Origin of the sequence: Microbulbifer halophilus (genome assembly GCF_026183675.1) — a bacterium.
GTDB classification, from domain to species: Bacteria; Pseudomonadota; Gammaproteobacteria; order Pseudomonadales; family Cellvibrionaceae; genus Microbulbifer; species Microbulbifer halophilus.
Genome location: NZ_JAPIVK010000010.1, coordinates 112,330 through 137,148, shown reverse-complemented (window position 1 = coordinate 137,148; position 24,819 = coordinate 112,330). Strand labels below are relative to the sequence as shown.

General features: G+C 61.3%; 25 protein-coding genes. 19 read left to right on the top strand and 6 right to left on the bottom strand.

Features of this window, described 5'->3' with window-relative positions; all coding sequences use genetic code 11:
* Positions 1 to 185: 185 nt before the first annotated feature.
* The gene (locus OQE62_RS07455) at positions 186 to 626 is read right to left on the bottom strand and encodes a VOC family protein (protein WP_265721386.1); all 441 of its coding nucleotides are present in this window, start codon (positions 624 to 626) and stop codon (positions 186 to 188) included.
* Positions 627 to 705: 79 nt separating this feature from the next.
* On the opposite strand from OQE62_RS07455, the gene OQE62_RS07450 reads away from it, so the two are divergent.
* Together OQE62_RS07450 and OQE62_RS07445 are read left to right on the top strand one after the other, a co-directional pair.
* A complete protein-coding gene (locus OQE62_RS07450) occupies positions 706 to 1,869 on the top strand; it encodes a hypothetical protein (protein ID WP_265721385.1) in 1,164 nt (387 codons plus the stop codon).
* 259 nt (positions 1,870 to 2,128) lie between these two features.
* Complete coding sequence (locus OQE62_RS07445) at positions 2,129 to 2,833, top strand: SIMPL domain-containing protein (protein WP_265721384.1); 705 nt, start codon at positions 2,129 to 2,131, stop codon at positions 2,831 to 2,833.
* 51 nt (positions 2,834 to 2,884) lie between these two features.
* Here OQE62_RS07445 and OQE62_RS07440 read toward each other — a convergent pair whose 3' ends face one another.
* Entirely contained in the window at positions 2,885 to 4,207 is a 1,323-nt protein-coding gene (locus OQE62_RS07440; RefSeq protein ID WP_265721383.1) for a metal-dependent hydrolase family protein, read from the bottom strand.
* Positions 4,208 to 4,326: 119 nt separating this feature from the next.
* On the opposite strand from OQE62_RS07440, the gene OQE62_RS07435 reads away from it, so the two are divergent.
* Positions 4,327 to 4,938: a glutathione S-transferase family protein gene (locus tag OQE62_RS07435; protein ID WP_265721382.1), complete on the top strand. Its 612-nt coding sequence runs from the start codon at positions 4,327 to 4,329 to the stop codon at positions 4,936 to 4,938.
* Positions 4,939 to 4,974: 36 nt separating this feature from the next.
* Here the strand turns inward: OQE62_RS07435 and OQE62_RS07430 are convergent, their stop codons facing one another.
* Entirely contained in the window at positions 4,975 to 7,809 is a 2,835-nt protein-coding gene (locus OQE62_RS07430; protein WP_265721381.1) for a M16 family metallopeptidase, read from the bottom strand.
* A 288-nt stretch (positions 7,810 to 8,097) separates the two neighbouring features.
* Positions 8,098 to 9,174, bottom strand: coding sequence for a Glu/Leu/Phe/Val dehydrogenase dimerization domain-containing protein (locus tag OQE62_RS07425; protein ID WP_265721380.1), 1,077 nt, complete (start codon positions 9,172 to 9,174; stop codon positions 8,098 to 8,100).
* A gap of 310 nt (positions 9,175 to 9,484) precedes the next feature.
* On the opposite strand from OQE62_RS07425, the gene OQE62_RS07420 reads away from it, so the two are divergent.
* The 12 genes from OQE62_RS07420 (at position 9,485) to OQE62_RS07370 (ending at position 19,048) form a co-directional block, all read left to right on the top strand.
* A complete protein-coding gene (locus OQE62_RS07420) occupies positions 9,485 to 11,455 on the top strand; it encodes a VacB/RNase II family 3'-5' exoribonuclease (RefSeq protein ID WP_265721379.1) in 1,971 nt (656 codons plus the stop codon).
* Positions 11,456 to 11,722: 267 nt separating this feature from the next.
* Entirely contained in the window at positions 11,723 to 13,195 is a 1,473-nt protein-coding gene (locus OQE62_RS07415) for an aminoacyl-histidine dipeptidase (protein WP_265721378.1), read from the top strand.
* Between the two features lie 241 nt (positions 13,196 to 13,436).
* Positions 13,437 to 13,622 carry a hypothetical protein gene (locus tag OQE62_RS07410; RefSeq protein ID WP_265721377.1) on the top strand — a complete coding sequence of 62 codons (186 nt, stop codon included), beginning with the start codon at positions 13,437 to 13,439 and terminating at the stop codon, positions 13,620 to 13,622.
* Positions 13,591 to 13,725 carry a Tse2 family ADP-ribosyltransferase toxin gene (locus OQE62_RS19550; protein WP_449288964.1) on the top strand — a complete coding sequence of 45 codons (135 nt, stop codon included), beginning with the start codon at positions 13,591 to 13,593 and terminating at the stop codon, positions 13,723 to 13,725. The genes OQE62_RS07410 and OQE62_RS19550 overlap by 32 nt, the downstream gene beginning before the upstream one ends.
* Positions 13,725 to 13,937, top strand: coding sequence for a hypothetical protein (locus OQE62_RS07405; RefSeq protein ID WP_265721376.1), 213 nt, complete (start codon positions 13,725 to 13,727; stop codon positions 13,935 to 13,937). Before OQE62_RS19550 ends, OQE62_RS07405 begins: the two co-directional genes overlap by 1 nt.
* A 176-nt stretch (positions 13,938 to 14,113) precedes the next feature.
* Positions 14,114 to 14,359 (top strand): hypothetical protein, encoded by a 246-nt coding sequence (locus OQE62_RS07400; protein ID WP_265721375.1) that lies wholly within the window; start codon positions 14,114 to 14,116, stop codon positions 14,357 to 14,359.
* Positions 14,360 to 14,566: 207 nt separating this feature from the next.
* On the top strand, positions 14,567 to 15,049 hold the full coding sequence (locus OQE62_RS07395) for a hypothetical protein (RefSeq protein ID WP_265721374.1): 483 nt from the start codon (positions 14,567 to 14,569) through the stop codon (positions 15,047 to 15,049).
* A gap of 173 nt (positions 15,050 to 15,222) precedes the next feature.
* Positions 15,223 to 16,497, top strand: coding sequence for an ATP-binding protein (locus tag OQE62_RS07390; RefSeq protein ID WP_265721373.1), 1,275 nt, complete (start codon positions 15,223 to 15,225; stop codon positions 16,495 to 16,497).
* Between the two features lie 93 nt (positions 16,498 to 16,590).
* On the top strand, positions 16,591 to 16,971 hold the full coding sequence (locus OQE62_RS07385) for a VOC family protein (RefSeq protein WP_265721372.1): 381 nt from the start codon (positions 16,591 to 16,593) through the stop codon (positions 16,969 to 16,971).
* A 93-nt stretch (positions 16,972 to 17,064) separates the two neighbouring features.
* A complete protein-coding gene (locus OQE62_RS07380) occupies positions 17,065 to 17,565 on the top strand; it encodes a restriction endonuclease subunit S domain-containing protein (RefSeq protein WP_265721371.1) in 501 nt (166 codons plus the stop codon).
* A gap of 10 nt (positions 17,566 to 17,575) precedes the next feature.
* Positions 17,576 to 17,914 (top strand): hypothetical protein, encoded by a 339-nt coding sequence (locus OQE62_RS07375; RefSeq protein WP_265721370.1) that lies wholly within the window; start codon positions 17,576 to 17,578, stop codon positions 17,912 to 17,914.
* Between the two features lie 279 nt (positions 17,915 to 18,193).
* The gene (locus OQE62_RS07370) at positions 18,194 to 19,048 is read left to right on the top strand and encodes a hypothetical protein (RefSeq protein ID WP_265721369.1); all 855 of its coding nucleotides are present in this window, start codon (positions 18,194 to 18,196) and stop codon (positions 19,046 to 19,048) included.
* Positions 19,049 to 19,190: 142 nt separating this feature from the next.
* On the opposite strand, the gene OQE62_RS07365 is transcribed toward OQE62_RS07370, so the two are convergent.
* Complete coding sequence (locus OQE62_RS07365; RefSeq protein ID WP_265721368.1) at positions 19,191 to 19,652, bottom strand: YccF domain-containing protein; 462 nt, start codon at positions 19,650 to 19,652, stop codon at positions 19,191 to 19,193.
* Between the two features lie 185 nt (positions 19,653 to 19,837).
* Here OQE62_RS07365 and OQE62_RS07360 point away from each other — a divergent pair, with 185 nt between their 5' ends.
* Positions 19,838 to 20,140: a YceK/YidQ family lipoprotein gene (locus OQE62_RS07360; RefSeq protein WP_322746566.1), complete on the top strand. Its 303-nt coding sequence runs from the start codon at positions 19,838 to 19,840 to the stop codon at positions 20,138 to 20,140.
* Between the two features lie 83 nt (positions 20,141 to 20,223).
* On the opposite strand, the gene OQE62_RS07355 is transcribed toward OQE62_RS07360, so the two are convergent.
* Positions 20,224 to 22,266, bottom strand: coding sequence for a glycoside hydrolase family 97 protein (locus tag OQE62_RS07355; RefSeq protein ID WP_265721366.1), 2,043 nt, complete (start codon positions 22,264 to 22,266; stop codon positions 20,224 to 20,226).
* A 147-nt stretch (positions 22,267 to 22,413) separates the two neighbouring features.
* On the opposite strand from OQE62_RS07355, the gene OQE62_RS07350 reads away from it, so the two are divergent.
* The 3 genes from OQE62_RS07350 to OQE62_RS07340 all read left to right on the top strand — a co-directional run bounded on the left by OQE62_RS07350 (position 22,414) and on the right by OQE62_RS07340 (position 24,766).
* Complete coding sequence (locus tag OQE62_RS07350) at positions 22,414 to 23,079, top strand: HAD family hydrolase (RefSeq protein ID WP_265721365.1); 666 nt, start codon at positions 22,414 to 22,416, stop codon at positions 23,077 to 23,079.
* An 85-nt stretch (positions 23,080 to 23,164) separates the two neighbouring features.
* Complete coding sequence (gene rdgC, locus OQE62_RS07345; protein ID WP_265721364.1) at positions 23,165 to 24,157, top strand: recombination-associated protein RdgC; 993 nt, start codon at positions 23,165 to 23,167, stop codon at positions 24,155 to 24,157.
* A 183-nt stretch (positions 24,158 to 24,340) separates the two neighbouring features.
* Positions 24,341 to 24,766 (top strand): FAD-binding oxidoreductase, encoded by a 426-nt coding sequence (locus OQE62_RS07340; RefSeq protein ID WP_265721363.1) that lies wholly within the window; start codon positions 24,341 to 24,343, stop codon positions 24,764 to 24,766.
* Positions 24,767 to 24,819: the final 53 nt, after the last annotated feature.

Sequence of the window (24,819 nt, the reverse complement as noted above, 5' to 3'; positions counted from 1 at the left end):
GGTAGCTAGCCAGAGCCCAAGGACAGATACAAGGGTGCGCCCTGCACACCGTCGGGGCCGGGCGATGGTGCGCGCGGCGCACCCTACGCAATTCCCGGCCCCCAACAACTCACCACCTCAAGTTTCGGAGCTCAAGGTTCCCTGCGGGCCGCTCCAGTTCCCGAAACTGAACCCCGAAACTTGAGTCACCACTCGCCGGTATTCTCCATGGAGGCCCAGGGCTCCTGCGGCTCCAGCGCCTCGCCCTTCTGCAACAGCTCGATGGAGATATTGTCTGGCGAGCGCACGAAGGCCATGTGGCCATCGCGGGGCGGGCGGTTGATGGTGACCCCCGCATCCATCAGGCGCTGACAGGTGGCGTAGATATCATCCACGCGGTAGGCCAGATGGCCGAAATTGCGCCCGCCGGTGTAGGTTTCCGGATCCCAGTTGTAAGTCAGCTCCACCAGGGGGGATTTATTCTCCCGCGCGCTGTCCATATCCCCCGGCGCGGCCAGGAATACCAGGGTAAAGCGGCCCTTGTCGTTCTCCTTGCGGCTGAACTCCTGCAGGCCCAGCTGTTCGCAGTAGAACTTCAGGGATTCTTCCAGATCCGCCACGCGGACCATGGTGTGCAGATATTCCACTCGACTACTCCTCCGTTTGGTCAACATCTACAATGCCGGCAACAAAATAAATCACCCGGATCGCAGACACTAGGATCAAATGTACCAAAAATACTATTCCCGATTCCTGCAGGCCCCCAGTGGCGCCCCCTCCTCCATGCTGCATATGGCCTGCCACTCCCACCACTACTGGCCGGACGTGACCCTGGACGCAGTGCAGCAGTACTGGCGCGACGCCGCCCTGCTGGCGGACGACAAGTGGGGGCCAATTTTTGAACAGAAGATCCCCGCCTGGCAGGCGGCGGTGGCCCGTACCCTGAATCTCCCGGATCCGGACCGTATCGCACTGGCACCCAATACCCACGAGCTGGTCTATCGCCTGATCAGCGCCTTCGACCCGGGCCGGCCGCTGCGCATCCTCACCACGGACGGCGAATTCTACAGTTTTGCGCGGCAATTGCAGCGCCTCGAGGAACTGGACACCATCGAGGTCACCCGCATTGCCAGGGAGCCCTACGCCACCCTGGCGGAGCGCTTCGAACGGGAACTGCACCGCGGCGATTACCAGCTGGCCTACGCCAGCCAGGTGTTCTTCGATTCCGGCGTGGTCTTCCCGCACCTGCTGGAGATTGCCGGTGGCAAGCCGGAACGCACCGAATTCGTCATCGACGGCTATCACGCCTTCTTCGCGCGGCCGGTAGACCTGGGGCCGGTAGCCGACAAGGCCTTCTTTACCGCCGGCTCCTACAAGTACCTCGGCGCCGGCGAGGGGCTCTGTTTCATGAGCACTCCCGAGGGCTGCAAGCTGCGGCCGCTGAATACCGGCTGGTTTGCGGAACTGGCCGAGCTGGAGAACCGCGCCGACCGGGTGAGCTTCGCCGACAACTGGCTGCGCTTCGCCGGTGCCACCATGGACTATTCCACCCTCTACAAGGGGCTGGCGATTTTCGAGCTGTTTGAACAACAGGGCATCACCGTGGAAAAAATCCACAGCCATGTACTGGCGGCGCAGCGGCGTTTCCTGGATACCATGGATGCCGCCGGCCACCCGCTGCTGAACCGGGACAACCTGATCCACCACGACCTGGACAGGGGCCACGGGCATTTCTTCACCTTCGATTGCGGCACCGCGGAAAAATCGGAAATGTTGCAGAAGGAGCTGAAATCCCGGGCCGTGCTCTGCGACCGGCGCCAGCGGCTGTTGCGGCTGGGCTTTGCCATTTATCATGGGGCGGGTGAAACTTATGGGCAGGTTTTTGCCTGAGGTGAGGTAGTGTGGCAGGTACAGCGGCGCAGGCTGGGATGAGTCCCGCGAAGCCCAGCGGGCGCGCCCCGGTGTTGGACTTTGCTGCGCTCATCAACCTGCGCCAGTTGTCGTCATTCCGGCACAGGCCGGAATGACAATGCGGGGAAGGCTTGATCGACAACGCAAAATAGCCACAAGCAGGCTCGCTCAGCTGCCGTTCAGATTGCGCGCCTTACCATGCGCCCACTTGTTCAAAAACGACCAAAAGGAAAATGTTATGAAGGTTGTAAAACTTTCTCTCGCCGCACTGCTCGCCCTGACGCTCGCCGCCTGCGGCGGCGAAGGCGCCGCGGGCGAAAAAGGGACCCTGATCTCCATCTCCGCCACCGGCGAAGCCAGACAGGCACCGGATACCGCCAATATTTCCGCCGGCGTGGTCACCGAGTCGGAAGACAGCGAGAAGGCAATGCAAGACAATGCCGCACAGATGGAGAAACTGATCGACGCGATCGCAAAAGCCGGCATCGATGACAAGGATGTACAGACCAGCGGTATCAGCCTGTCGCCCCGCTACCACCACCAGCGGGACCGCAAACCACAGATCACCGGCTATACGGCCCGCAACACGGTGCGCGTCAAGGTGCACAAGATCGAGGAGCTGGGCGAGGTTCTGGACGCAATGGCCGCCGCCGGCGCCAACCAGATTCACGGCCCCAGCCTGGAGATCGGCGAGCCGGAACCGGTAATGGCCGAAGCGCGCCAGAAGGCCCTGGACAAGGCACAGAAGCGCGCCGAAACCTACGCGGAAGCCCTGGGGATGAAGGTACGCCGCATTGTCAGTGTCTCCGAAAACGGCGGCGGCGGCCCGCGCCCGATGCTGCGCGCTGAAATGGCCACGGCCAGGGCCGACACCACCACGCCGGTGAAGCCGGGGGAGACCACGGTTTCGGTGAACCTGGACCTGGTGTTCGAGCTGGAGTGAATTTTTGAGTGCGGACAAATTTGTTCCAGACAAATTTGTCCGTATTACTCATCACTCCGCATTCACCACTATCTCCCCTCCCTTCATCACGAACCCGACCCGCTGCATCTCGGAAATATCCTCCAGCGGGTTGCCGGCCACGGCGATGATGTCCGCCTTGCGGCCCGCACTGATGCTGCCCAGCTCATCCTGCATATCGAGCAGTTCCGCCGCGTTCCAGGTGGCGCTGCGCAGGGCATCGGCGGGGGTCATGCCGGCGGCCACCATCAGGATAAATTCGCGCGCATTGTCGCCGTGCCGGCTGACGCCACTGTCGGTACCGAAGGCGATCCCGACACCGCGGCGATAGGCCTCGGCAAAGGTATCCCGGATCAGGGGACCGATGGTGGCCGCCTTGGTGCGCACCATGTCGGGGAAAAAACCGTCCACATCGGATTTTTTCGTCACCCACTCGCCGGCCACCAGGGTGGGGACATACCAGGTATCGTTGCGCTTCATCAGCTCGATCGTCTCGCCATCCATATAGGTGCCGTGCTCGATGGAGTCGACGCCGGCGCGAATGGCGCGGTCCATCCCCTCCTTGCCGTGGGCGTGCACCGCCACGGTAAAGCCGTAGTCTTTTGCGGTGGCGACGACGGCTTCCAGCTCATCCTGCATGAACTGTGGGTTCTGGCCGCTCTTGGCCACGCTGAGCACACCGCCGGTCGCGGTGATCTTGATCAGGTCGGCACCGTCCTTGTACCGCTGGCGTACCGCCTGGCGCGCGCTCGCGATACCGTTGACGACTCCATCGGCGGGGCCGGGGCTGCCCATCAGGTCGTGTCTGTAGCCGTTGGTGGGATCGGCGTGGCCGCCGGTGGTGGCGATGGCCTTGCCGGCGGTAAAGATACGCGGCCCCTCCACGGTGCCGCGATCGATGGCGTTGCGCAGGCTCACGGTTACATGGCCGCTGTCGCCGAGGTCGCGCACGGTAGTGAAACCGGCCCGCAGGGTGCGCCGCGCCGTGTCCACCGCTCGCAGCGTGTAGTCGGCCTCGTTCCAGGTAAAGGTTTCCATATAGGTGCGCGGACCATACTCATAGGCCAGGTGGGTGTGCATATCCATCAGTCCCGGCAACACCGTGTAGTTGCGCAGGTCCACCAACTGTTCGCGATCGCGCTTGGCAAACCCCTTCTGCACCGACTCGATGCGCCCGTCCACCACATGGATGGTGCGGTTCTCCAGTAGTTCGCCGCCCTGGCTGTCGAACATTTTGCCGGCGTAGATGGCCAGCTCTTCGGCCAGCGTCGGGGAAACGGCGAATACCGTCAGCAATACGCCCACCAGGCGCGCGCAATATGAACGAAAGTGTCCCGATTTGGCAGTTGTTGTCATTGTTCCACCCTGAGCCTCGACATAGAGTCCAAACATTCGGCCCTGTGACCGAGTTGTAAAGCCGTACAATCTACCCCAATCACCCACTTATCCCAAGGGAAGCGCCGAGAGGAAACCCGATGAAGATCTACGAACACGCCGTCGCGCCCAACTGCCGCCGAGTACGCATGTACCTGGCGGAGAAAGGTCTCGATATAGAATATGTGCCGGTGGATATCACTCGGGGCGAGAACCTCACGGCGGAATACCGCACCCGGGATGTGAATGCCAAGGTGCCGGTACTGGAGCTGGACGACGGCAGCTGCATCGCCGAATCGGTGGCGATCCAGCGCTACTTCGAGGAGTTGCACCCGGAACCGCCGCTGTTCGGCCGCGATCCGAAGGAGAAAGCCCGGGTGGAGATGTGGAACCGCCGCGCGGACTTCAACATGATGATGAATGTGGGTGGCTGCTTCCAGCACAGCTCCGGCATCTTCGCCGACCGCATGAAAACCTTCCCGGATTTCGGTGAGGAGTGCGGCAACAAGACGGCGAAGTTTTTCGGGGTACTGGACCAGCACCTGTCGGACAACGAATTCCTGGTGGGGGATTACTTCTCCGCGGCCGATATCGGCATGCTCTGCGCCATGGATTTCGGCAAGGTGGTCAAACTCCGCCCGGACGCCGACCGGCACCCGAATCTGGTGCGCTGGCACGAGCAGCTGAGTGCGCGGCCCAGCGCCCGGGCTTGAGTGGTAGCCGGTGGTCGGAGGCACCACCGGCTCCCGTCACTGCGAAAGCACTTCCACCGGTCCGATATCCAGCGCCTCGATATCCTCCTGGATCTCGTCCAGGTCACCGACGATCACCCAGGTAAACTGTTGCGGCGCCAGGTATTTCTCCGCCGAGGCCTCCACGTCGCCGACAGTCAGGGCGGCGACCCGCTGGGGGTACTCGGCGACATACTCCAGCGACAGTCCCTTTTCCACCTGCCAGGCGATACTGGACAGCAACTGGCTCTTGGTCTGGAATCGCGCGCTCTGCTTGAGCACTTCGTCGTCGCGGTAGTCTGCCAATTCTTTTTCCCGCGCGGGTTTGTCGCCCAGGTAGTCGCGGTATTCTTTCAGCAGTTCCCGGATCGACGGCGCCGTCTTGTCGGTCTGCACCGGCGCGAACAGGATATAGGGGCGCTGGCCCTCGGTATCCAGTGATACCGCGCGGGCACCGTAGGACCAGTGCTTGTCCTCGCGCAGGTTCATATTGACCCGCGAGGTGAACTTGCCGGCAATGATGGTGGCCATGGCGTCGAAGGCCTCGGCGTCCTCCCGGCTCCAGGGGGGCATCACCAGGCCAGCCATGATGTAGGTCTGTTCCGCGTCCGGGCGATCCAGCAGGTAGACCCGGGCCTCCTGCGGCCGCTCCACGTCCGGCACGGGGATGCGGGCCAGCTCCTCCTCCGGCTTTTCCCAGTCCGCCAGGGCACTGTTGAGCAGCGGTTCCAGCTCCTCCTGTGTCACATCGCCGACAACCGTCAGGGTGGCGTTGTCCGGGCGCACCCATTTATCGTGGAAATTCACCAGGTCGTCGCGGGTGATCGCCTCGATCCCCTCGACCGTGCCGGAGCCGGTCAGCGGCGCCCCGTAGGGGTGGCCCTTGCCGAACAACAACGGCGGCAGCGAGCGCAGCGCCAGCCCCTGGGGCTGGGCCTCCTCCTGGGCGATGGCATCCAGCCGGTTGGATTTCACCCGAGCCAGATCCTCCTGCTGAAACAGCGGCTGGGTGATGACCTGGGCAAACAGGTCCAGCGATGGCTCCAGCTGGGTTTTCAGCGCACTGAAAGTGATACTGTTGTAATCCAGCCCGCTGCCGGCGCCGATGCTCGCGCCCAATTCCTCCTCCCGCGCACTGAACTGCAGGCCGTCCAGCTCACCGGCCCCTTCGCTGAGCATGCGCGCGGCCACGGAAGCCAGCCCCGGCTTGTCGCCGTCGGCGGCGGCGCCGCTGTGAAACTGCAGGTTCATGAAGATCACCGGCGTATCGTGGCGCTCGGCCAACACCACGCGCAGACCGTTGTCCAGGGTGAACTCGTGCTGGGCCGGCAGCTCCAGCTCGACACTCTTGTCCACCGCCGGCAGTTCGCTGCGGTCCACCCCCTCGGCGGCGGCAGAGAAGTCTTCCCGGGGCCTGATCACCAGCGTGTAGCTGTTTTCGGTGAGCCAACGGCTGGCCACCTCCTGGACCTGCAGTGCCGTTATCCGGGCATAATCCTGCAGGCCATCGATCAGGGCACCCGGGTCGCCGTAGTAAAACTCGGAGCGCGCCAGGATATCGCTTTTGCCACCGAATCCGCCGATTTTCTCGAGCCCCTTGACCAGGCTCGCGAACTCGCTCTGCTTGATGCGCCGCAGCTCCTCGACAGTGACTCCGTCTTTGGCAAACTGGCGCAATTCCTCATCCAGCAGTTTTTCCACTTTCTCCAGCGGCTGCCCGGGCTTTACATCCACAATGACCATCAACTGGCCGGCCAGCTGGCGGCCGTAGTAAAAGGCGCTGACATTGGTGGCCAGCTGCTCGTCGCGCACCAGGCGGCGATAGAGCAGCGAATTCTGGCGATTGGCCAGCATCGAGGCGATCAGGTCCAGCGCATCCTCTTCCTCGCTGCCGATGGCGGGTACATTCCAGACCTTGTAGATACGGGTCTGTGGCACCTGGTCGAACATCTCCTCGCGCTTGTTGACCTGGTCCGGCAGCTCCCAGTTCTTCAGCTGCGATGGCGCGCTGGAACTGGGGATATCACCGAAGTACTCGCGCGCCTTGGCCATGGCTTCTTCCACGGTGATATCCCCGGCGATCACGAGGATGGCATTGGCCGGCTGGTAGTAGTCGGCGAACCACTGTTTCACGTCCTCCACACTGGCGTTGTCCAGATCCTCCATTGAGCCAATCGGCGTCCAGGAGTAGGGATGGAACGGCGGAAAGGTGCTGCTAGCAATGGTGTCGAAGGCCTTGCCATAGGGCGCATTCTCGCCCTGGCGCTTTTCGTTTTTCACCACACCGCGCTGTTCGTCCAGCACCTCCTGGGTGATGGCGCCGCTGAAGTGGCCCATGCGGTCCGACTCCATCCACAGCGCCATATCCAGCGCACCCGTGGGCACTGTCTCGAAATAGTTGGTGCGGTCGTTGTTGGTGGTGCCATTCATATCCGTGGCACCGGAGCGTTGGAAGGGCTCGAAGTATTCGCCGGGATAATTCTCCGAACCGTTGAACATCAGGTGTTCGAACAGGTGGGCGAAACCGGTCTTGCCCGACTCTTCGTCCTTGGAACCCACCTTGTACCAGATATTGATCGCCACTACCGGGGCTTTTCGGTCCTCGTGCACGATCACCGTCAGGCCGTTGTCCAATTTCTCCTTGTGGAAGGGAATATCCAGCTTGGGCGGTTCGACATAGGCCTTCTTGTCCGCCGCAGCCGCGCGGCTGCTGGCTGCTGCCTTCTTGTCGACCGACATGGCCTTGTGAGCATCTTCCTCCTGCCCGCTGCGGGAATCGTCGCCCTGCCCGCCACAACCGGCGAGAAGGAAGCTGGCAAACAAAAGGCTGAGCAGAATCCGGCACAACTTCATCTTGTTATTCCCTGATCAGGTGGGGTTCGGCAATGGACTGGGCGCGCGTCTATTTCACGCACCGCCTTCAAAGGGAACAGTGTAGGCAAAATCGACGCGGAAGTTGGCCCGGTTTCGCCGAATCTACCGGATACCGGGGCGGAAGGGATGACTGCGGGCGGCGGGATAAAAAAAGGGCACCGAAGTGCCCGGACAAATACATCAGTGAGAGAAAGCGATGACGCCATCGCTCTGGGGAGAAATGCCCGGCGGAAGAATTTCCCGCCGGGGGACCCGGAGACTCAAATGTCAGGCAGCCGCCGAGTCAGTTTTTTTTGGCGCGTCCTCGTGACCGAAACGCTCTTCGGCCACGCGATCCGCCACATGGGCGGTGGTTTCTCCATTCTCATCGGCGCGCCGGAAGACCTCCTGCATGGTGGTGCCGATAGTCTCGATATGTTCTTTTACCTGCGCCGGATCGTAACCGCCCTGCTGCTGGTAGTAGACATCGATAATGCCACCGGCGTTGATTACATAGTCCGGCGCATAAAGTATGCCCTTCTCCCGAAGCACTTCCGCGTGGCGTTCCTCCGCCAGCTGATTGTTGGCGGCGCCGGCGATGGCGCCCGCCTTCAGACGGGAGATGGTATCGTCATTGAGGATGGCGCCCATGGCACAGGGAGCGAACAGGTCCACGTCCAGGTCGAAGATCTCGTCGGCGCCCACGGCGGTGGCGCCCAGCTCATCTACGGCGCGATCGATGTTGTCCTGGAAGATATCGGTCACGAACAGCTCGGCGCCCGCCTCTTTCAGCAGTTTCGCCAGGCGGAAACCGACATTGCCGACGCCCTGTACGGAGACCCTGAGGCCGTTCAGGTCGGTCCGGCCCCAGCGGTGCTCGACGGCGGCCCTGAGACCGACAAAAACACCATAGGCTGTGGATGGGGACGGGTCGCCGCCGTGCTCGGAACTCTCGTTGAGGCCGGACACAAACCGGGTGTGCTCGCCGATCAGGTGCATGTCCTCGACACTGGTGCCCGAGTCCTCGGCGGTGATATAGCGGCCGCCGAGGGTATTGATGAAGTCACCCATGGCGCGTAGCAGTTCCGGCGTCTTCTGTTGGCGCGGATCGCCGATGATCACGGCCTTGCCGCCGCCCAGTTTCAGGCCGGCCATGGCGGATTTGTAGGTCATGCCGCGGGACAGGCGCAGCACATCGTTCAGCGCCTCGCCGTCGTCGGCGTAGGGCCACATGCGACAGCCACCCAGCGAGGGTCCCAGATTGGTGTTGTGCACCGCAATAATCGCCTTCAGGCCGCTTTTGGCGTCCTGGTAAAAAGCCACTTGTTCGTGCTTATCGTAGGCGGGATGGGAAAATATACTCATTGTCTGTTCCTCTCCGGAGGCCGGTTCTACAGCTGGGGAACAACCACAGCCCTTTATCGGTTCTTCTCGAAAAGTAGATTATATCCACCAGCAGGATATAGAGTTTGCAAACTTTGCGCATAAAGCCAAAAAAGCGGCTAAATCGTCACCATATTAAAAAAATATTAGGATAAAGGGTCACACAAGGACAAACTGACTGCTCGGGTCACCCCTTGCCACTGCCGGCGTGGCGCTGAACTGGCTCTGTCGCCGAGCTCTGGTAGAATCCGCGCCCATTCATCTCCGCCAGCAACCCAGATTGAGAATCCCGATGCTGAATGCCGACGCGCTGAACCAACTCAAAGATCTGAAATCCGATATCCGCTCCAGCAAGGAGTTTGCCGAGGGCCGGGTGCGCGGCAGCAGCGGCAAATTCGGCTTTGTGGTGCTGGACGACGGCCGCGAGGCCTTCCTGCCGCCACCGGAGATGGAACGCGTCTTCCCCGGCGACCGGGTGCGCGTCAGCCTGAGCGAAGAGGGCAAGGGCAAGCTCGCCGCAGAGCTGGACAAACTGCTGGAGAGCGAACTGGACTACCTGGTGGGCAAATACGTCCAGCGCGGCCAGGGCCACTTTATCCAGCCCAGCCTGCCGGGCCTCAGCCGCTGGATCTTCCTGCCGCCCAAGGCGCGCGGCAAGGCGCAGCCGAACGAGTTTATCGCCGCCAGGGTCAACCGCCACCCCTTCAGGGACGGCAGGGCCCAGGCCAGGGTCGTCGACGTGATCGGCAAACCGGATATGCCCGGCATCGAGCACGCCTTCGTGGTGGCCCAGTACCAGCTCTCCGACCGCTTCAGCGATGCCGCCCTGGAGCAGGCGCGGGAGATCGAGGGCAAGCTGGAGGACATCACCGCCGGGCGCAGCGACTTCTCCGAATACGGTTTCGCCACCATCGACGCCGAGTCCACCCGCGATATGGACGACGCCCTGGCCGTCAGCGCGCGCGACGGCGGCTGGACCCTGCATATCGCCGTGGCGGATCCGTCCAGCCTGATCGAGCCCGGCAGCCCGCTGGATAAAGAGGCCTTCAGGCGCGCCCACAGCCAGTACCTGCCCGGCGAGACCCTGCCCATGCTGCCCCGCGACCTGTGCGAAAACCTCTTCTCCCTGGTGGAGGGGGAACTGCGCCCTGCACTGGTGTTGCATATCGATGTCGACAGCGACGGCAGCCTCGGCGACAGCCGCTACGAATTCGGCGCCATCCGCTCGCAGTCCAAACTGAGCTATCAGCAAGTATCACAATTAATCGAGGGCGACGATTCCGCCGTGCCGGAGGCGCAGCGGGCGAGCCTGCGCGCGCTGGCCGACCTGAGCGCCGCGCGCGCCAGCTACCGCGCCGGCCACTCGCTGGTCATGGAAGACCGCCCCGACTACGAGATCCACCTGAACGAACAGCGCAAGATCGAGCGCATCGAGAAACAGGAGCGCAACGTGGCCCAGCGCATGGTGGAGGAAGCCATGCTGGCCACCAATATCAGCGTCGGCAGCAAGCTCGCGGAAATGCAGCGGGGCTGCTTCTCCGTGCACCTGGGTTTCCGCGAGGATCGCATGGGCGAAGTCAAAAGCCTGCTCAAGGAAAAACTGCCCGCGGATATGAAAGAAAGCGTCGCAGAGAAAGACCTGCTGCAACTGGACAACTACCTGGCGCTGGTCAAGTTCCTCGAGTCGCACCGGGAGCCGGAGATGCAGTACCTGCTGACGGTACTCAAGCGCATGCTGCGGCCCGGCCAGCTGGCCAACAGCGCCGGCGCCCACCTGGGGCTGGGCCTCAACGCCTACGCCACCGTCACCTCGCCGATTCGCAAATACAACGACCTGCACAACCACCGCGTCCTGCGCGCCGCGTCGGAAGGACAGGAGGCCGGCCCCCTCTCCGACGAACAGATCGAGTCCCTGCAGGACAGCCTGGTCCGCGGCCGCCAGGCCAACCGCGCGCTGGAGCAGTGGCTCTACGCCCAGTTCATGCAGGACAAGGTCGGCCAGACGTTCAGCGGCCGGGTCACCCTCGTCAACGGCGCCGGCCTCGGCGTGCGCCTGGACGACTACGGCATCGACGGCTTCGTGCGCCTGAACGGCAACAAGAAGAAGCAGCCGGAATTCGACGGCAAACACCTGAAGCTGACCCACAACGAAAAGACCTACCAGCTCGAGCAGCCGGTTACCGTCAAGGTTTCCGGGGTGGACGTGGACAAACGCCGGATTGCGTTGGAGTTGGTTGAAGCTGAAACCGAAAAGCCCACCTGAACCTCCGACAGAGCGCCCCTCTCCCACCGGGAGAGGGGCCGGGGGAGAGGGCTGCCGGATGAGCCCTTTCAGCCTTATGCGGCCCAACCGGCCGGCCCTCTCCCCTAACCCCTCTCCCGGAGGGGGAGGGGAACCAGATCGGTGGCAATAAGCCAGATCCGGCAACACCCCCCAGACAAGACAGAATTCCAGCCCCGGGCCAAAAGCCCGGCCGGCAATGAACCCAAGCCGCCACCACCCCGGCGGGCTCAGAAAAAAGGAAGCACCATGTCATCCATCGCCGAACTCAATCCAATCCCCCTCTGGAAACACTTCGCCAGACTCTGCGAAATCCCCCGCCCGTCGAAACACGAGGACGAGGTCGTCGCCTATATCGTCGGCTTCTGCAAGGAGCGCGGCCTGGACGTCGAGCTGGACCAGATCGGCAATGTCATCGTCAGGAAACCGGCCACCCCGGGCATGGAGGACCGCAGGATCCTCGCCCTGCAGAGCCATGTGGACATGGTGCCGCAGAAAAATGCCGACTCTGACCACGACTTCCTGAAAGACCCGATCCGCCCGCAGATAGACGGCGAATGGGTCACCGCGACCGGCACCACCCTGGGCGCCGACAACGGTATCGGCGTGGCCGCCATCCTGGCCCTCCTGGAGAGCACCGAGATCCCCCACCCGCCCCTGGAAGCGCTGCTCACCATCAACGAAGAAGCGGGCATGACCGGTGCCAAGCAGCTGCAGCCGGGCTATTTCGATGCGGAGCTGCTGCTCAACCTGGACACCGAAGACGAGGGCGAACTCTACGTCGGCTGCGCCGGCGGTGTGGATATCAATATCCAACTGCCCTACGCCGCCGAAGCGATACCGCAAGGTTACAAAACCTTCAAACTCGGTGTACGCGGCCTGCGCGGCGGCCACTCCGGCCTGGATATCGACAAGGGCCGCGGCAATGCCAACAGGATCGCCAACCGCATCGTCGACGCGACCGCCCGCGAGATCCCCGAACTGCGCATCGCCGCTCTGGACGGCGGCAGCCTGCGCAACGCCATCCCGCGGGAGTCTTTCACCACCGTCGCGATACCGGTGGACGCGACCGATAAACTGCAGGAAGTCCTCGCCGGCGAGAGCGCGGCAATCATTCGCGAACTCGACAACGAAGACAGGCTGGAAATTTCACTGGAAGCCGCCGAAGCGCCGGCCGGTGTCGTGGACCCGGGCACCCAGCAGAAACTGATCCGCGCCCTGCGCTGTTGCCCCAACGGCGTCGAGCGTATGAGCACTGCGCTCGACGGTATCGCCGAAACCTCCAACAACCTCGCGCGCGTGGTCACGGAAGAGGAGGACGGCGAAAGCCGGATACGCATCCAGTGCCTGGTGCGCAGCCTGTCCGACAGCGCCCGCGACCAGCACGCCCTCGACGTCGCCGCCGCCTTCGAACTGGCCGGCGCCGCCGTGTCGCTCGACAACCCCTACCCCGGCTGGACACCGAACATGCAGTCGCCGCTGCTGGCGCTGATGAAGGATGTGTACCGGGAGATGGAAGGCGGGGAACCGGCAGTGAAAGTCATCCACGCCGGCCTGGAGTGCGGCCTGCTGGCCAAACCCTACCCCCACTGGGATATGGTCTCCTTCGGCCCCACCATCCGCCGGGCGCACTCACCGGAGGAGCGGGTGCATATCGAGAGTGTGGGGAATTTTTGGGAGTACTTCCTGAAGGTCGTTGCGGCCATACCTAGTAGCTATTAGTCGTCTCAAAATTGTTTTGACCAAAGTCCACCCTCCGGGCCGTCATCCCGGACGTGATCCGGGATCCAGCGAAGGTGCCCCGTCGGCCTGGATTCCGGATCAAGTCCGGAATGACGATCGCATGGAGCGAATACAGGACTCGCCCGTTGTTAAAGGAACCTGGACAACTGTTAATACAATTATGAGACCCTTAATAAATGACAATCGAACATCCGACAGACATTCAACAAGGAGCGTAAAAATGACTGTAACGGTACTGAAAGAAGCCCTGATCGAAAAAGGAGCTTTGGAAAGCTACTTTGATGGTGAAGTCCCAACCAATTTATGGAGGGCTTTAAAAAGGAACAGCGGCAACCAGGTTTTCGATTTCGTAGAAGAGCCCTTTATCCTGTCCAATGGCAGACCTCGAATCTGGGAACCGATTTGAAGCCACCCATTACACTATTGCACCTGCCTACGACATGCCACTCAGTCAATTCAAGTCAAAACTGAACACCCTGGCAAACAGCCTGATAAAGGAGGCGATGTAGTGAAAGTTCCTGCCACATGGGCCCCACTGGTTATCTCCTCAGTAAGAGATGCGATACTCTACCAGGAAAGCCTGCTTCGCAGCGATACCATCCGCAATCCGGAAGACTATGAAGAACATATTGTTCAGCTCACTGAACTTCTGGAATACCTAAAAGCGGAATACAAAGAAATTGAGGAAGACGCAGGTATACCGCTGGAGAAGCTCCTCTGAACGCCAACCATCGGGCTCGGAGGCCACCTCCCCTACCATGACCCCGATGATCGGAGCAGCCCACTCCGGGCTGCACCGCGTCCTCCCACAACAACCTTCCTCCCTTAGCTTCCCGTCAAAAATCATATACACTCCGAGAACCAGTTATCGAAACAATAGTAAATAAGGACAATTCGTTGACAGGCCTAACCGACTACCACGCCAAGTACTTTGCCTACGAATTAACTAGGCAACGCCGTGGCGGAGATGTGGGGCGCCTGGGAGCCTCGCTATTCGATGCAGCAGTGGACCTGAACCCCCACCAGATAGACGCAGCGCTCTTCGCCCTGCAGAACCCTCTGGTAAAAGGGGTAATTCTGGCGGACGAAGTGGGCGCCCGTCGGTCGCTACGAACTGGTGCGCAAAGACAGCAAATCCTCTGAGAGCGCTCACCTCTACCGTCTCAACCACCCGCTGGGTGAATATGTGCTGGACAGCGACCGCCGCCTGATGCCCCCCAAAAAACGGTAACCTTTAGTCTCGGCAGCCACGAAACCCGCATCGTCGCGCTGGAATCACTACGCGGACAGAGCGGCTGGCTGGAACTGAACCTGCTGGAACTGGAAAGCTTCCAGCACGAGGAGCACCTGGTGTTCACCGCCCTGACTGACAGCAATCGACCGCTGGATAATGAACAATGCGAGTGGCTGCTCCGTCTCAGCGCCGAAGCTCAGGACATCCCACCTACGGACCCCATATCCAACCTTAAAACCACGGTCAAACGCCAGCTCCAGGCCCAGCTCAGTCAACTGCTGAACAAAAACCGAGAGTACTTCCAACGCGGGCGGGAAAAGCTGGAAAACTGGGCGGAAGATCAACTACAAACCGCTGAACGACAACTGCGAGATACCCGCCTGCAGCTCAAAGAGGCCAAGCGCCTCGCCAACACCGTGGAAGAGCAAAAAGCAGCACAACAGTCGATCAAGCAACTGGAACGACAGCAGCGACGCCAGCGACAGGAAATCTTCGACGAGGAAGATGCCATCGAAGCCTGCCGCGACCAGCTGATCGACGTCCTGGAGCAACAGATGCATCGGCAAAGCAGCACACACCACCTGTTCCGGATACGGTGACAACTGGTTTAAAACCGCGCCAGCGGCGCTCACAACAGCGCGACCGGAGATCGGACCAGCGAGTCAGAATCCACAATTGGCCGCCCCAATACTTTCAAACGGCCGAATATATACTTTCAAGCAGCCGCATCAATCATTACAATCAGCCGAAACAAAGCAAAGATGAACCGGCCATGGTCACAGACGAGCTGGTACAGCGCCGTCTGGCGCCAATCCTGATCGAAGCCCTTGAAGATACCCCCGTGGTCCTGATCCACGGCGCCCGCCAGTGCGGGAAAACCACCCTCGCCCGCCAGGTGGGCGGCGAGCAGGGCTATCACTACCTGAACTTCGACGACGACACCCAGCGCGCCGCGGCCCAGGCGGACCCCACCGGCTTTGTCGCCGGCCTGAAGGATCGCACCATTCTCGACGAAATCCAGCACGTGCCCGGGCTGTTCAGTGCCATCAAGGCCGCGGTGGATAACGACCGCACACCGGGGCGCTTTATGCTCACCGGCTCAGCCAACGTACTGCTGCTGCCCAAACTGGCGGACTCCCTCGCCGGACGCATGGAAATACTCAACCTGCGTCCGCTGGCCCAGTGCGAGCTGTCCGGCGGCCCCGCCGACATTCCCGGCCAGCTGTTCGATACCGGCTTTACCGGCGCCCTGCCCCACGGCCAGTATGCCCGCCTCGGGGAGGCCCTGGCGGAAATTCTGGTGCACGGCGGCTATCCCGCCGTTCTTGTACGCAACAGCGAACGCCGCCGGCAGAAGTGGTACAGCGACTACGCCAACAGCCTGATTCAGCGGGATATCCGCCAGTTGTCCAGGATCCAGAATCTGGACATACTGCCGCGGCTGCTCACGCTGGCCGCGGGGCAGACTGCCCACCTGTTCCAGGTGAGCGAATTGGCCGCGCCCTTCCAGCTCAGCCGCCCCACCATCCGCGAGTACCTGACCCTGCTGCAGCACATCTTCCTGCTGGAGGAACTGCCGCCCTGGCACAACAACCATCTCAAGCGCGTGATCAAGACGCCGAAACTGCACCTGGCCGACACCGGCCTGGCCGCGGCGCTGCTCGCAGTCAACAGCAGGAGCCTGTGGCAGAACCGCAGCCTGCTCGGGCAACTACTGGAAACCTTTGTCTACCAGGAGATGCGCAAGCAGGGAGACTGGTACGATTACCCGCTCAGTTTTTCCCACTACCGGGACAAAGACGGCGTGGAGGTGGATATCGTCATGGAACAGGGCGAGCGCGTGGCCGGCATCGAGGTCAAGGCCGCCGCGACTGTCACCCAGGCCGACTTCAAGGGGCTGAGAAAACTCCAGCAGGCCTGCGGCGCGCACTTTACCCGCGGCGCCGTCTTCTATGACGGCGACAGTCTGCTCTCCTTCGGCGACAACCTGTACGCAGTGCCACTGCGGCTACTGGTGCCTGGGAGCGAGAAAACAAACATTAACTGAATGACATCTTCGCAGGGTGGGCAAAGCCCAGGCAGAAAATTGCCCCTGCATTACACCCAGAAAATCGTATAAATTCCACACAAGGAGAAAGCCATGTTCAGCCATGTAATGATCGGCGCAAACGACGTTGAGGAATCCAAGGCATTCTACGATGCCATCCTGGGCGCCATGGGCCACGAACCGGGCAAGTTGGACGAAAAAGGCCGCTGTTTTTACTTTACCAGCAGCGGCATTTTCGCAATCACCAAGCCCATCGATGGCGAGCCGGCCTGTCACGGCAACGGCAGCACCATCGGTTTTGCCGCAGAGAACCCCGAGATGGCGGACGCCTGGCACGCGGCGGGGCTCGCCAATGGCGGCACCGCCTGTGAAGAGCCTCCCGGCGTGCGCGAAAGCGGCCTGGGAAAACTGTACCTGGCCTACCTCCGCGACCCCGCCGGCAACAAGATCTGCGCACTTCACCGGATGGGCTGAGGAGCCGCATATCGCCGCAGGCGCCGCCAGTAACGGCGGCGCCTGTATGCGCCATCGCGATTTCGAGGCGACTTAAAAAAGAAGGAGAATAATATGCGCGCAATCCCCCTCGTCGGGCAATCCATCGCCCTGCTACTGTTTTCGGTCATACTGACGGGCTGCGTGCAGCTGGCCCCCGCTTACGACAAAAAGCTCTACTCCGACCTGACGGACGTCAACGCCAGCCTGCTGGGCTTCTTCTCATCGGTATCCACGGGTACCGGCAAGCAGTCTTTCCCCGAGCGGAAGGACACCTACCACGCCCTGATCGGGAAGATCGAGGCCCTTGCCATGCAGTCCGGCAGCCGCCCGATACCGGACCGGGATATCCTGAAAAAAATCAATGGCTACCTGAGTTCAAACGACAGGGAGATACTGTTTGAAGACCGGCCTCCCAGCGTCGCCTCCCTGCAGAAGATTTCGGAAACCCTGGAGAAAATGCGGCAGACCGACGCAGACCGGGGCCTGACACCGGGCGCCGTGAAAATTTTCAAAAACGGGGTGGTCCTCTCGATGGACCAGGCACTCACCTACGAAGCCTTCCTGAACCGATAAGGAGATCGATATGTCACTGGATGTCAACCAGCTGGTCGCCGACATCAAGGAGACCGCCTCGGCCGTCATCGACCACGATATCGCCGAGATCCGCGGCTTCTCCGAGCGGCAGGTAACGGCACTCGCCAAACAGGCCCAGCTTATTGCCACGGCGATGGTCAACAAGGAAATCGAAGAGGACCTGGCCGACTACTTCCTGGACTCACTCGAGGATATGGCACTCAACTTCGCCAGAACCCTGCGGGGCCTGCTCACCGTTACCATCGAGAAGGTCTGGAACGCAGTGGTAAGCGTGATCTGGGGGGCCATTGAGCGCGTTACCGGACTGCCGTTGAAAGCGGGCGCCTGACCGTCCTCCACAGCGGGCGGGCGACAGCCCGCCCATCTCGTAGACAAACGCCTCCCGTCTTCTCGAAAAACTCCCACCACAGGGTACCTCCGCCCGCACTAATAAAATATTTACCATTAAAAGAAAAACAGCTTAAGTTGACATCAAAAACCGCACATCACGATTACAGAAGCCGTTAAAATGGCCCCTCAGTCCTTGGCTATAGCCTGCTGCCCTCTTTCGGGGACCCCAGAAAATTACCGGCAATCGAACTTCCCCCTCTCCGGGCTCAAGTAAAGATTGACGACAAAAATCGAGAAGGGATTCTTAACCATGTATGTAACAATCATCGGAAGCAAAATATTCTACGCCGACGACCTTGGCCAATTATGCCAACAAATAAAGAACTACCAGACAAACGGAACGAGATCAGCCACTATCAATCAACGCCTCTTTTATAATAATCTGGTCAATTATGCTTACATGACCGATGAACAGTTTGTCCGCTTTAAGAACGCGGGCAGACGCCACCCCTCCAGGATCCCGAACAAGATGGTGGGGCAGATCGACAGAACCCGGGGCGACCGTTCGAGCGGCGGATTGCAAAAATGGGATGTGGGCGAATACGGCTCGCTCACCGGGAAAAGCGGTCCCTGGGGGAACGGCAGCCTGACCAACCGGGACCATATGACCGCCAACAGCAGCAACCAGCAGCAGTTCAATACAGGAACCTGGCCTGGTTCTGCAACAACCAGGAGCGAGGTAAAGAGAGAGGGGCTGGCCATTGCCGTATCCGGCCATCACCACCGAAAAGCCAGTTACACCTATGGTGGTAGAACCCGGTCACCCAGCCCGATGACGCAGCTAAACCGAATGCAGTTTGGGGCTCAGCATCCCACCGATGCTTTTTTTACAGAGATGAATTCCATGCTTGACTGGAAGTCCAGTCATTTAAACAGTAATAACGTGCAAAAAAATACCCTGCGCCTGGAGATGGTCGGCGCCTATGCCTATATGTACAAGCTGTCCGTCGATCAGGGGTTCATCGACGCCTCCTGGGAGCAGGATCTATACCTTGTCATCTGGATGAATCATGCGGTATCGTCCGACAATACGCCAACCCCGAATCATCCGGCCAATCATCACAGGAAATAGTAGATTGCTCCCGGGAGCTTTGCCCGTCTAACAGGAAAGCTGGCAACCGGCTTTCCGGCCGGAACACGATACCTCACAGCCCCGCTGTTTACACCGGGGAGCGCGGCAGTCGATGGTAGCGCTGCCCCCTCCGGCCGGTATTTCACCTGCCCGCACGCCGCCCCACCACGGTCGACTCGGCATCGACCCTGCGCGCCACCGCGGCCACGTCCAGGCTCACGATCGTCTTGCCGACAGGCCACAGCGCGATGCCGGCCAGCTTCAGGTGCTGGATACCGAACGGGATACCGATGATGGTGATAAAGCAGCAGAGCGCACTGCACAGATGCCCGATCGCCAACCACAGGCCGCCAAATACAAACCAGAGAATATTGCCGACCACACCGAAGGGGCCGGTGCCGATATCGTCCCGGCCGGACAGCTCCCTGCGGTTGATCGCCTCGCGGCCGAACGGCAGGAAGGTGAATTGCCCGATCACAAAGCAGGCCCTGGCCCAGGGGAGACCGACAATGGTGATTGCGGCAATAACGCCGGCCAGCCACCACATCAGGCCCATCAGCACACCGCCCAGCACAAACCACAGGAAATTACCGATCGCGCGCATGTTTCTCCATCCTTGTTATCCGGTTTTACAAGAGCTTCACACCACATTCGACGCATCAAGCCCCGCACCGGATGCACCCGGCAACAGATTGCCTGGCCTCTGGATCTACATTAGGCTGGAACCCGGCGGTCACTCCGTGAGTCCAACGCGCGCCCGATAACAGAAGGAAAAGCAATGAAGCAACTGTGTCTTTTCGTGTGTCTTCTCGCCCTCTCGGGCTGCGGCACGGTTACCCACTGTCGAACTCCGATTCGGAGGTATCCAGCAAACTGAAGAGGCAGAACACCTCGTGCGAATCCATCCCGCGCGTCTACAGCGGTGTTTCCTACAATGCCTGCAAGATGCACTCCAATTCGAATTCCATCTATCTGGCCTGGGTACTCGGTTTCTATGTATTCGACAGTGTCCTGTCCACTGCCACGGATACGGTGGCCCTGCCCTACACCATCTACGCACAGAACAAGCGGGGCAACCTCGTTATCGAGTAGTAAAGCCGTATCCGGACTGCCGATAAAAAAAGGGGCTGCAAGCCCCTTTTTTTCGGTAGTGAACAATTGCCGGCACCGGAAATTCAATCCAGTGCGCGGAAGCGCACCGCGGCCCCGCCGCTGCGCGCCAGCCTGAAACGGAAACTGTCCTCGCTGGTCACCGTCTTGCTCTCAATCACCATATCGTAGGGATTGGTGGCCCAGTCCGCCTCGGCGCCGTCGCGGTAGATCTGCGCCTCGTAGCGCTGCCCGGGCTCCAGGAAATCCAGCGGCAATTCCAGCGTGCGGGCATTTTCATCGGTCAGCGCACCCAGGTACCAGTCGTCCCCGCCGCGCTCGCGGCGCGCGAAGGCCACATGGTCCCCCACTTCGCCGGCAATTGCGCGGCTCTCTTCCCAGTCGGTGGGTACATCGACGATAAACTGGAAGGCGTCCGGCCTGGCCTCGTAGTTTTCCGGCAGGTCCGCGGCCATCTGGATGGGGCTGTAGAGCACCACGTAGAGCGCAAGCTGTTTGGCCAGTGTGGTCTGCGGGCGGTTCTCGCCGTCGAGGCCGTTGAAGCCCAGGTCGAAAATGCCGGGGGTGAAATCCATGGGGCCGGACAACATGCGTGTATAGGGCAGAATCGCCGTGTGTTCCGGCGGGTTGGGCGGCGAACCCCAGGCGTTGTACTCCTGGCCGCGGGCACCCTCGCGGGAAATCCAGTTGGGGTAGGTGCGACGCAGGCCGGTGGCCTTGACCGGCTCGTGGGTATTGATGCTGATTTTGCGTTCGGCCGCTTCTTTTATACTGTGCAGATATTCATTGACCATAAACTGGCCGTCGTGCCACTCGCGGCGCGCGATGCCGTTTTCGTCGATGCGCTTGATCCCGCCGCCGTCTGCCACGTAGCCGGTCTTGATCTGGGTGACACCGTGTTTCCGGTAGAGGTCGTAGGCGTCGTCCATCTGTTCGCGGTAATTGCTGACGCCGCCGGAAGTCTCGTGGTGGCCGACCAGGCGCACGCCCTTTTTGCGGCCGTAGTCGGCGACCTCTTCCAGGTCGAAATCCGGATAGCTGCGGGTGAAACTGAAGATATCGCCATTCGACGCCCAGTCGCCGTCCCAGCCGGTATTCCAGCCTTCCACCAGCACGCCGTCAAAACCGTATTTTGCAGCGAAATCCATATAGCGCTTTGTCTCGGCAGTGGTGGCTCCGTGCTTCTCGCCGGATCCCCAGGTTTTTTTGTCGAGATGCATGGCCCACCAGATACCGACGTATTTGCCCGGCTGCACCCAGGACACATCTCCCAGCTTGTTGGGCTCATTCAGGTTCAGGATCAGGTCGGAATTCAGCAGGCCCACGGCATCGGGGGCAATCTGCAGCGTGCGCCAGGGAGACTCGAACGGCGCATCGGTCTTTACCAGAGTGCCGTCGTACCAGGGCGCCAGCGACGCCTTGAAGTGGCCCGGCCGCTGCTGGTCCAGGGACATGGCCGAGTAGTCCACCAGCGCCGCCTCGTGGATGCTCAGGTGCGCGCCCGAGGCCAGCTTGAATGTGAAGGGGGTATGGGCACGGTCCACCTCCTGCAGCGGTGTGGTGTTGTACGGGTACTCGTAACGGTTCCAGCCCCGGGACGGTATCCACCAGGCAGTAGATCGGCCGCCGCCGGTGATATTGAACTCGGTCAGCTCGTCGACGATCTCCACCTGCTCCAGGCCATCCTGCTCCGGCACCTCGTAGCGAAAGCCGATACCGTCGTCGAACAGGCGAAAACGCACCGTGAAGCTGCCGTCGCCATCGGCGCGGGCAAAATCCACACTCAGTTCCCGGTGGTGATCGCGCATTTTCCTGCGCTCGCCCCAGGGCTGCTGCCAGCGGCTGTCGGCCGAGGCCCGCTCACTGTCGGCGATTTCAAATCCACCGGTGAAGGGCTGCCCCTGTTTGAACACCATGCCCAACCGCGACGGTTCGACCACCGTTTCACCGCGGTAGCGCACGCTGTAGCGGGGAACGCCCTGCGCATCGCTCACCACCACCCGGATTCTGCCGTCCGGGGACCCGGCCTCCAGCTCCGCGGCAACTGCCGATCCGCCGACCAGGGATATTCCCAGGGCAAAGGCGATTTTTCTCAGTTGTATCCTCATTGTTATTACCCCACTGCAGGTTTATCGACCGCTACTGATAGCGATACCGGTTATAGCACGGCGCGGCCTACTCCACCTCCACCCCCACCTACGCCCCGGGATTCGGTAGAATGGTTGCTTTCAGATTTCGAACTGACGGAGGTCCCGATGCCCATCAAAGCCATTCTTTTCGACCACGACGGCACACTGGTGGACTCGGAGCCGGCCCATTTCGAGATCTGGAGGACGGTGCTGGCCCGCTACAACACCGAACTCAGCGAGCGGCAGTACCGCGATATCTATGCCGGCGTGCCGGCCCGGGCCAACGCGCTGGATATGATCGCGCGCTTCTCCATCGCCGAGACGCCGGAACGCCTGGTGGAACAGAAAGTGGTGGAAACGCGGGAATACCTGTCCCGCACCGCCTTCCCGATCATGCCCGACGCCCGCGAAGTCACCGGCCATTTCCATTCGCAGGGGCTGCGGATGGCGATCGTGACCGGCTCCAGCCAGGCCGTGGTCGCCGCCACAACCCGCACCCACCAGTTGGCACCCTACTTCGAAACCGTGGTTGCCAGTGACGATGTGGAACGCAACAAACCGCACCCGGACGGCTATCGGCTGGCGATGCAGCGCCTGGGCGTTAAGGCGGACGAATGCCTGGCGATCGAAGATACCGAGCACGGCCTGATGGCCGCCGCCGATGCGGGCATTCCCTGCCTGGTGGTGCCCAATGCCATGTCGATGCAGCACGATTTTTCCCGGGCGACCGCCAGTTTCGGCGGGCTCGCCGAGGTTCGCAGCTGGGTCGCGGAGAAATTTCGGCAATCGTGAGTCCCATTGTGCAACTGGCACTGACCCGGCATATTGCCCATAATTGCCGGCCGCCCGAAAATGAAAGAAAGAATGGCCTGTTGCAATGTGGTTTAAAAATCTGCGCGTCTACCGCCTCACCCGAGAATTCGCCCTGACTGCCGAAAAACTGAACGAGCTGCTGGAGCCCGGCGCCTTCGTTCCCTGCGGCAGCCAGGATGCGGCCCGCTACGGTTGGGTGCCGCCGTTGGGCCGCCACGGCAGCGAGCTGGTGCACGCGGCCAACGGCTACCTGATGGTCTGCGCGAAGAAGCAGGAGAAGGTGCTGCCGGCGGCCGTGGTGAACGAAAAAGTCGAGGAGATGGCCCAGGCCATCTCCGAAAATGAGGCCCGCCAGGTGGGTCGCAAGGAACGGCAGAACCTGAAAGACGAAGTGCTGCTGGAAATGCGCCCCAAAGCCTTCGCCAAATCCCGCCTGCAGTACGCCTATATCGCCCCCAAAGACGGCTGGCTGGTGGTGGATGCCTCCTCCGCTTCCGCAGCGGAGGAGCTGTTGGAAAACCTGCGCGAGGCCATCAGCAGCCTGGCAGTAGTGCCCCTGTCGGCGAAAAATATTCCCCAGCAGGCCATGACCCACTGGCTGACAGCGCCGGAAGCGCCGCACCATTTCGAGTTCGGCCACGAGGCGGAGCTGCGGGACCCGAAAGACAGCGGCAGCGTGATCCGCTGCAAAAACCAGGACCTGTGCGCCGAGGAAATCCACAACCACCTGGTGGCCGGCCTGCAGGTGCACAAGCTGGGGCTGGTCTGGCGCGGCGGTATCGAGTTTATCGTCGACGACCAGCTTGCCCTGAAACGCGTCAAGTTCGGCGACGAACTGATCGAGAAGGCCGACGGCGCGGACACCGCCAATGCCGCCCAGCGCTTCGATGCGGATTTCTCCGTGATGACCCTGGAGATCTCCGCCCTGCTCCGGGATCTGCTGACCGCCTTCGGCGGCGCCAATACCGAAGGCGCCAATGTCGATGAAATGGTCGCGCGTGCCTCCCGCGGCGAGGCGGAGCAGCGGGCCGCGGAAGTGGACGAAGTGGTTTTCTGACATCCTGGCTCCGGCGCAAGGCCGTCGTGCAACGCAGTAGGGAAAACGAAGTCCACAGCCTGAGAGATGACCCACTGTAGGATGGGCAAAGGAGCGCAGCGACGTGCCCATCTCCCACAACGCCGATGGGCACGCTACGCTTTGCCCATCCTACGAATAACGCCATGCCGAACCTGCTCCGACATGACCGCACTTTTCCGCACACCGCTGCTCCTTGCCGCCGCCCTGCTGGCACTCCCGGCCGGCGCCGCGGACCTGAAGCCCTTCACCACCGATGGCTGCAGCGCCTTCCCCGACGGCACCGCGGAAGAGCGTGAGCTGTGGCTGGACTGCTGTATCGCCCACGATTTGGCCTACTGGAAAGGCGGCACCTACGCTGAGCGCCTGGCGGCCGATCGCGAGCTGGAACTCTGCGTTGCAGACCAGGGCAAACCGGAACTGGGTAGATTGATGCGGGCCGGAGTGCGCGTCGGCGGTTCGCCTTTCCTTCCCACCAGCTTCCGCTGGGGCTACGGCTGGAACTACCCCCGTTTTTACGGCCCGCTGAGCGAAAATGAGCGGGCCCGGGTCGAGGCCAGTCTCTCTGCCGACACCACCGATGCTCCCTGATTCTGCAACGAACAGGCTCAGTAGAGTCACAGGTCCCGGTTGAGGGCGCCCGC

Coding starts and splice junctions, on each gene's coding strand:
- OQE62_RS19550 (WP_449288964.1), top strand. CDS start 13,591: ATGGCAGACCTCGAATCTGGGAACCGATTTGAAGCCACCCATTACACT.
- OQE62_RS07430 (WP_265721381.1), bottom strand. CDS start 7,809: ATGAAGTTGTGCCGGATTCTGCTCAGCCTTTTGTTTGCCAGCTTCCTT.
- OQE62_RS07375 (WP_265721370.1), top strand. CDS start 17,576: ATGTCACTGGATGTCAACCAGCTGGTCGCCGACATCAAGGAGACCGCC.
- OQE62_RS07435 (WP_265721382.1), top strand. CDS start 4,327: ATGAAGATCTACGAACACGCCGTCGCGCCCAACTGCCGCCGAGTACGC.
- OQE62_RS07365 (WP_265721368.1), bottom strand. CDS start 19,652: ATGCGCGCGATCGGTAATTTCCTGTGGTTTGTGCTGGGCGGTGTGCTG.
- OQE62_RS07355 (WP_265721366.1), bottom strand. CDS start 22,266: ATGAGGATACAACTGAGAAAAATCGCCTTTGCCCTGGGAATATCCCTG.
- OQE62_RS07390 (WP_265721373.1), top strand. CDS start 15,223: ATGGTCACAGACGAGCTGGTACAGCGCCGTCTGGCGCCAATCCTGATC.
- OQE62_RS07450 (WP_265721385.1), top strand. CDS start 706: ATGTACCAAAAATACTATTCCCGATTCCTGCAGGCCCCCAGTGGCGCC.
- OQE62_RS07385 (WP_265721372.1), top strand. CDS start 16,591: ATGTTCAGCCATGTAATGATCGGCGCAAACGACGTTGAGGAATCCAAG.
- rdgC (WP_265721364.1), top strand. CDS start 23,165: ATGTGGTTTAAAAATCTGCGCGTCTACCGCCTCACCCGAGAATTCGCC.
- OQE62_RS07380 (WP_265721371.1), top strand. CDS start 17,065: ATGCGCGCAATCCCCCTCGTCGGGCAATCCATCGCCCTGCTACTGTTT.
- OQE62_RS07410 (WP_265721377.1), top strand. CDS start 13,437: ATGACTGTAACGGTACTGAAAGAAGCCCTGATCGAAAAAGGAGCTTTG.
- OQE62_RS07445 (WP_265721384.1), top strand. CDS start 2,129: ATGAAGGTTGTAAAACTTTCTCTCGCCGCACTGCTCGCCCTGACGCTC.
- OQE62_RS07350 (WP_265721365.1), top strand. CDS start 22,414: ATGCCCATCAAAGCCATTCTTTTCGACCACGACGGCACACTGGTGGAC.
- OQE62_RS07340 (WP_265721363.1), top strand. CDS start 24,341: ATGACCGCACTTTTCCGCACACCGCTGCTCCTTGCCGCCGCCCTGCTG.
- OQE62_RS07425 (WP_265721380.1), bottom strand. CDS start 9,174: ATGAGTATATTTTCCCATCCCGCCTACGATAAGCACGAACAAGTGGCT.
- OQE62_RS07420 (WP_265721379.1), top strand. CDS start 9,485: ATGCTGAATGCCGACGCGCTGAACCAACTCAAAGATCTGAAATCCGAT.
- OQE62_RS07440 (WP_265721383.1), bottom strand. CDS start 4,207: ATGACAACAACTGCCAAATCGGGACACTTTCGTTCATATTGCGCGCGC.
- OQE62_RS07415 (WP_265721378.1), top strand. CDS start 11,723: ATGTCATCCATCGCCGAACTCAATCCAATCCCCCTCTGGAAACACTTC.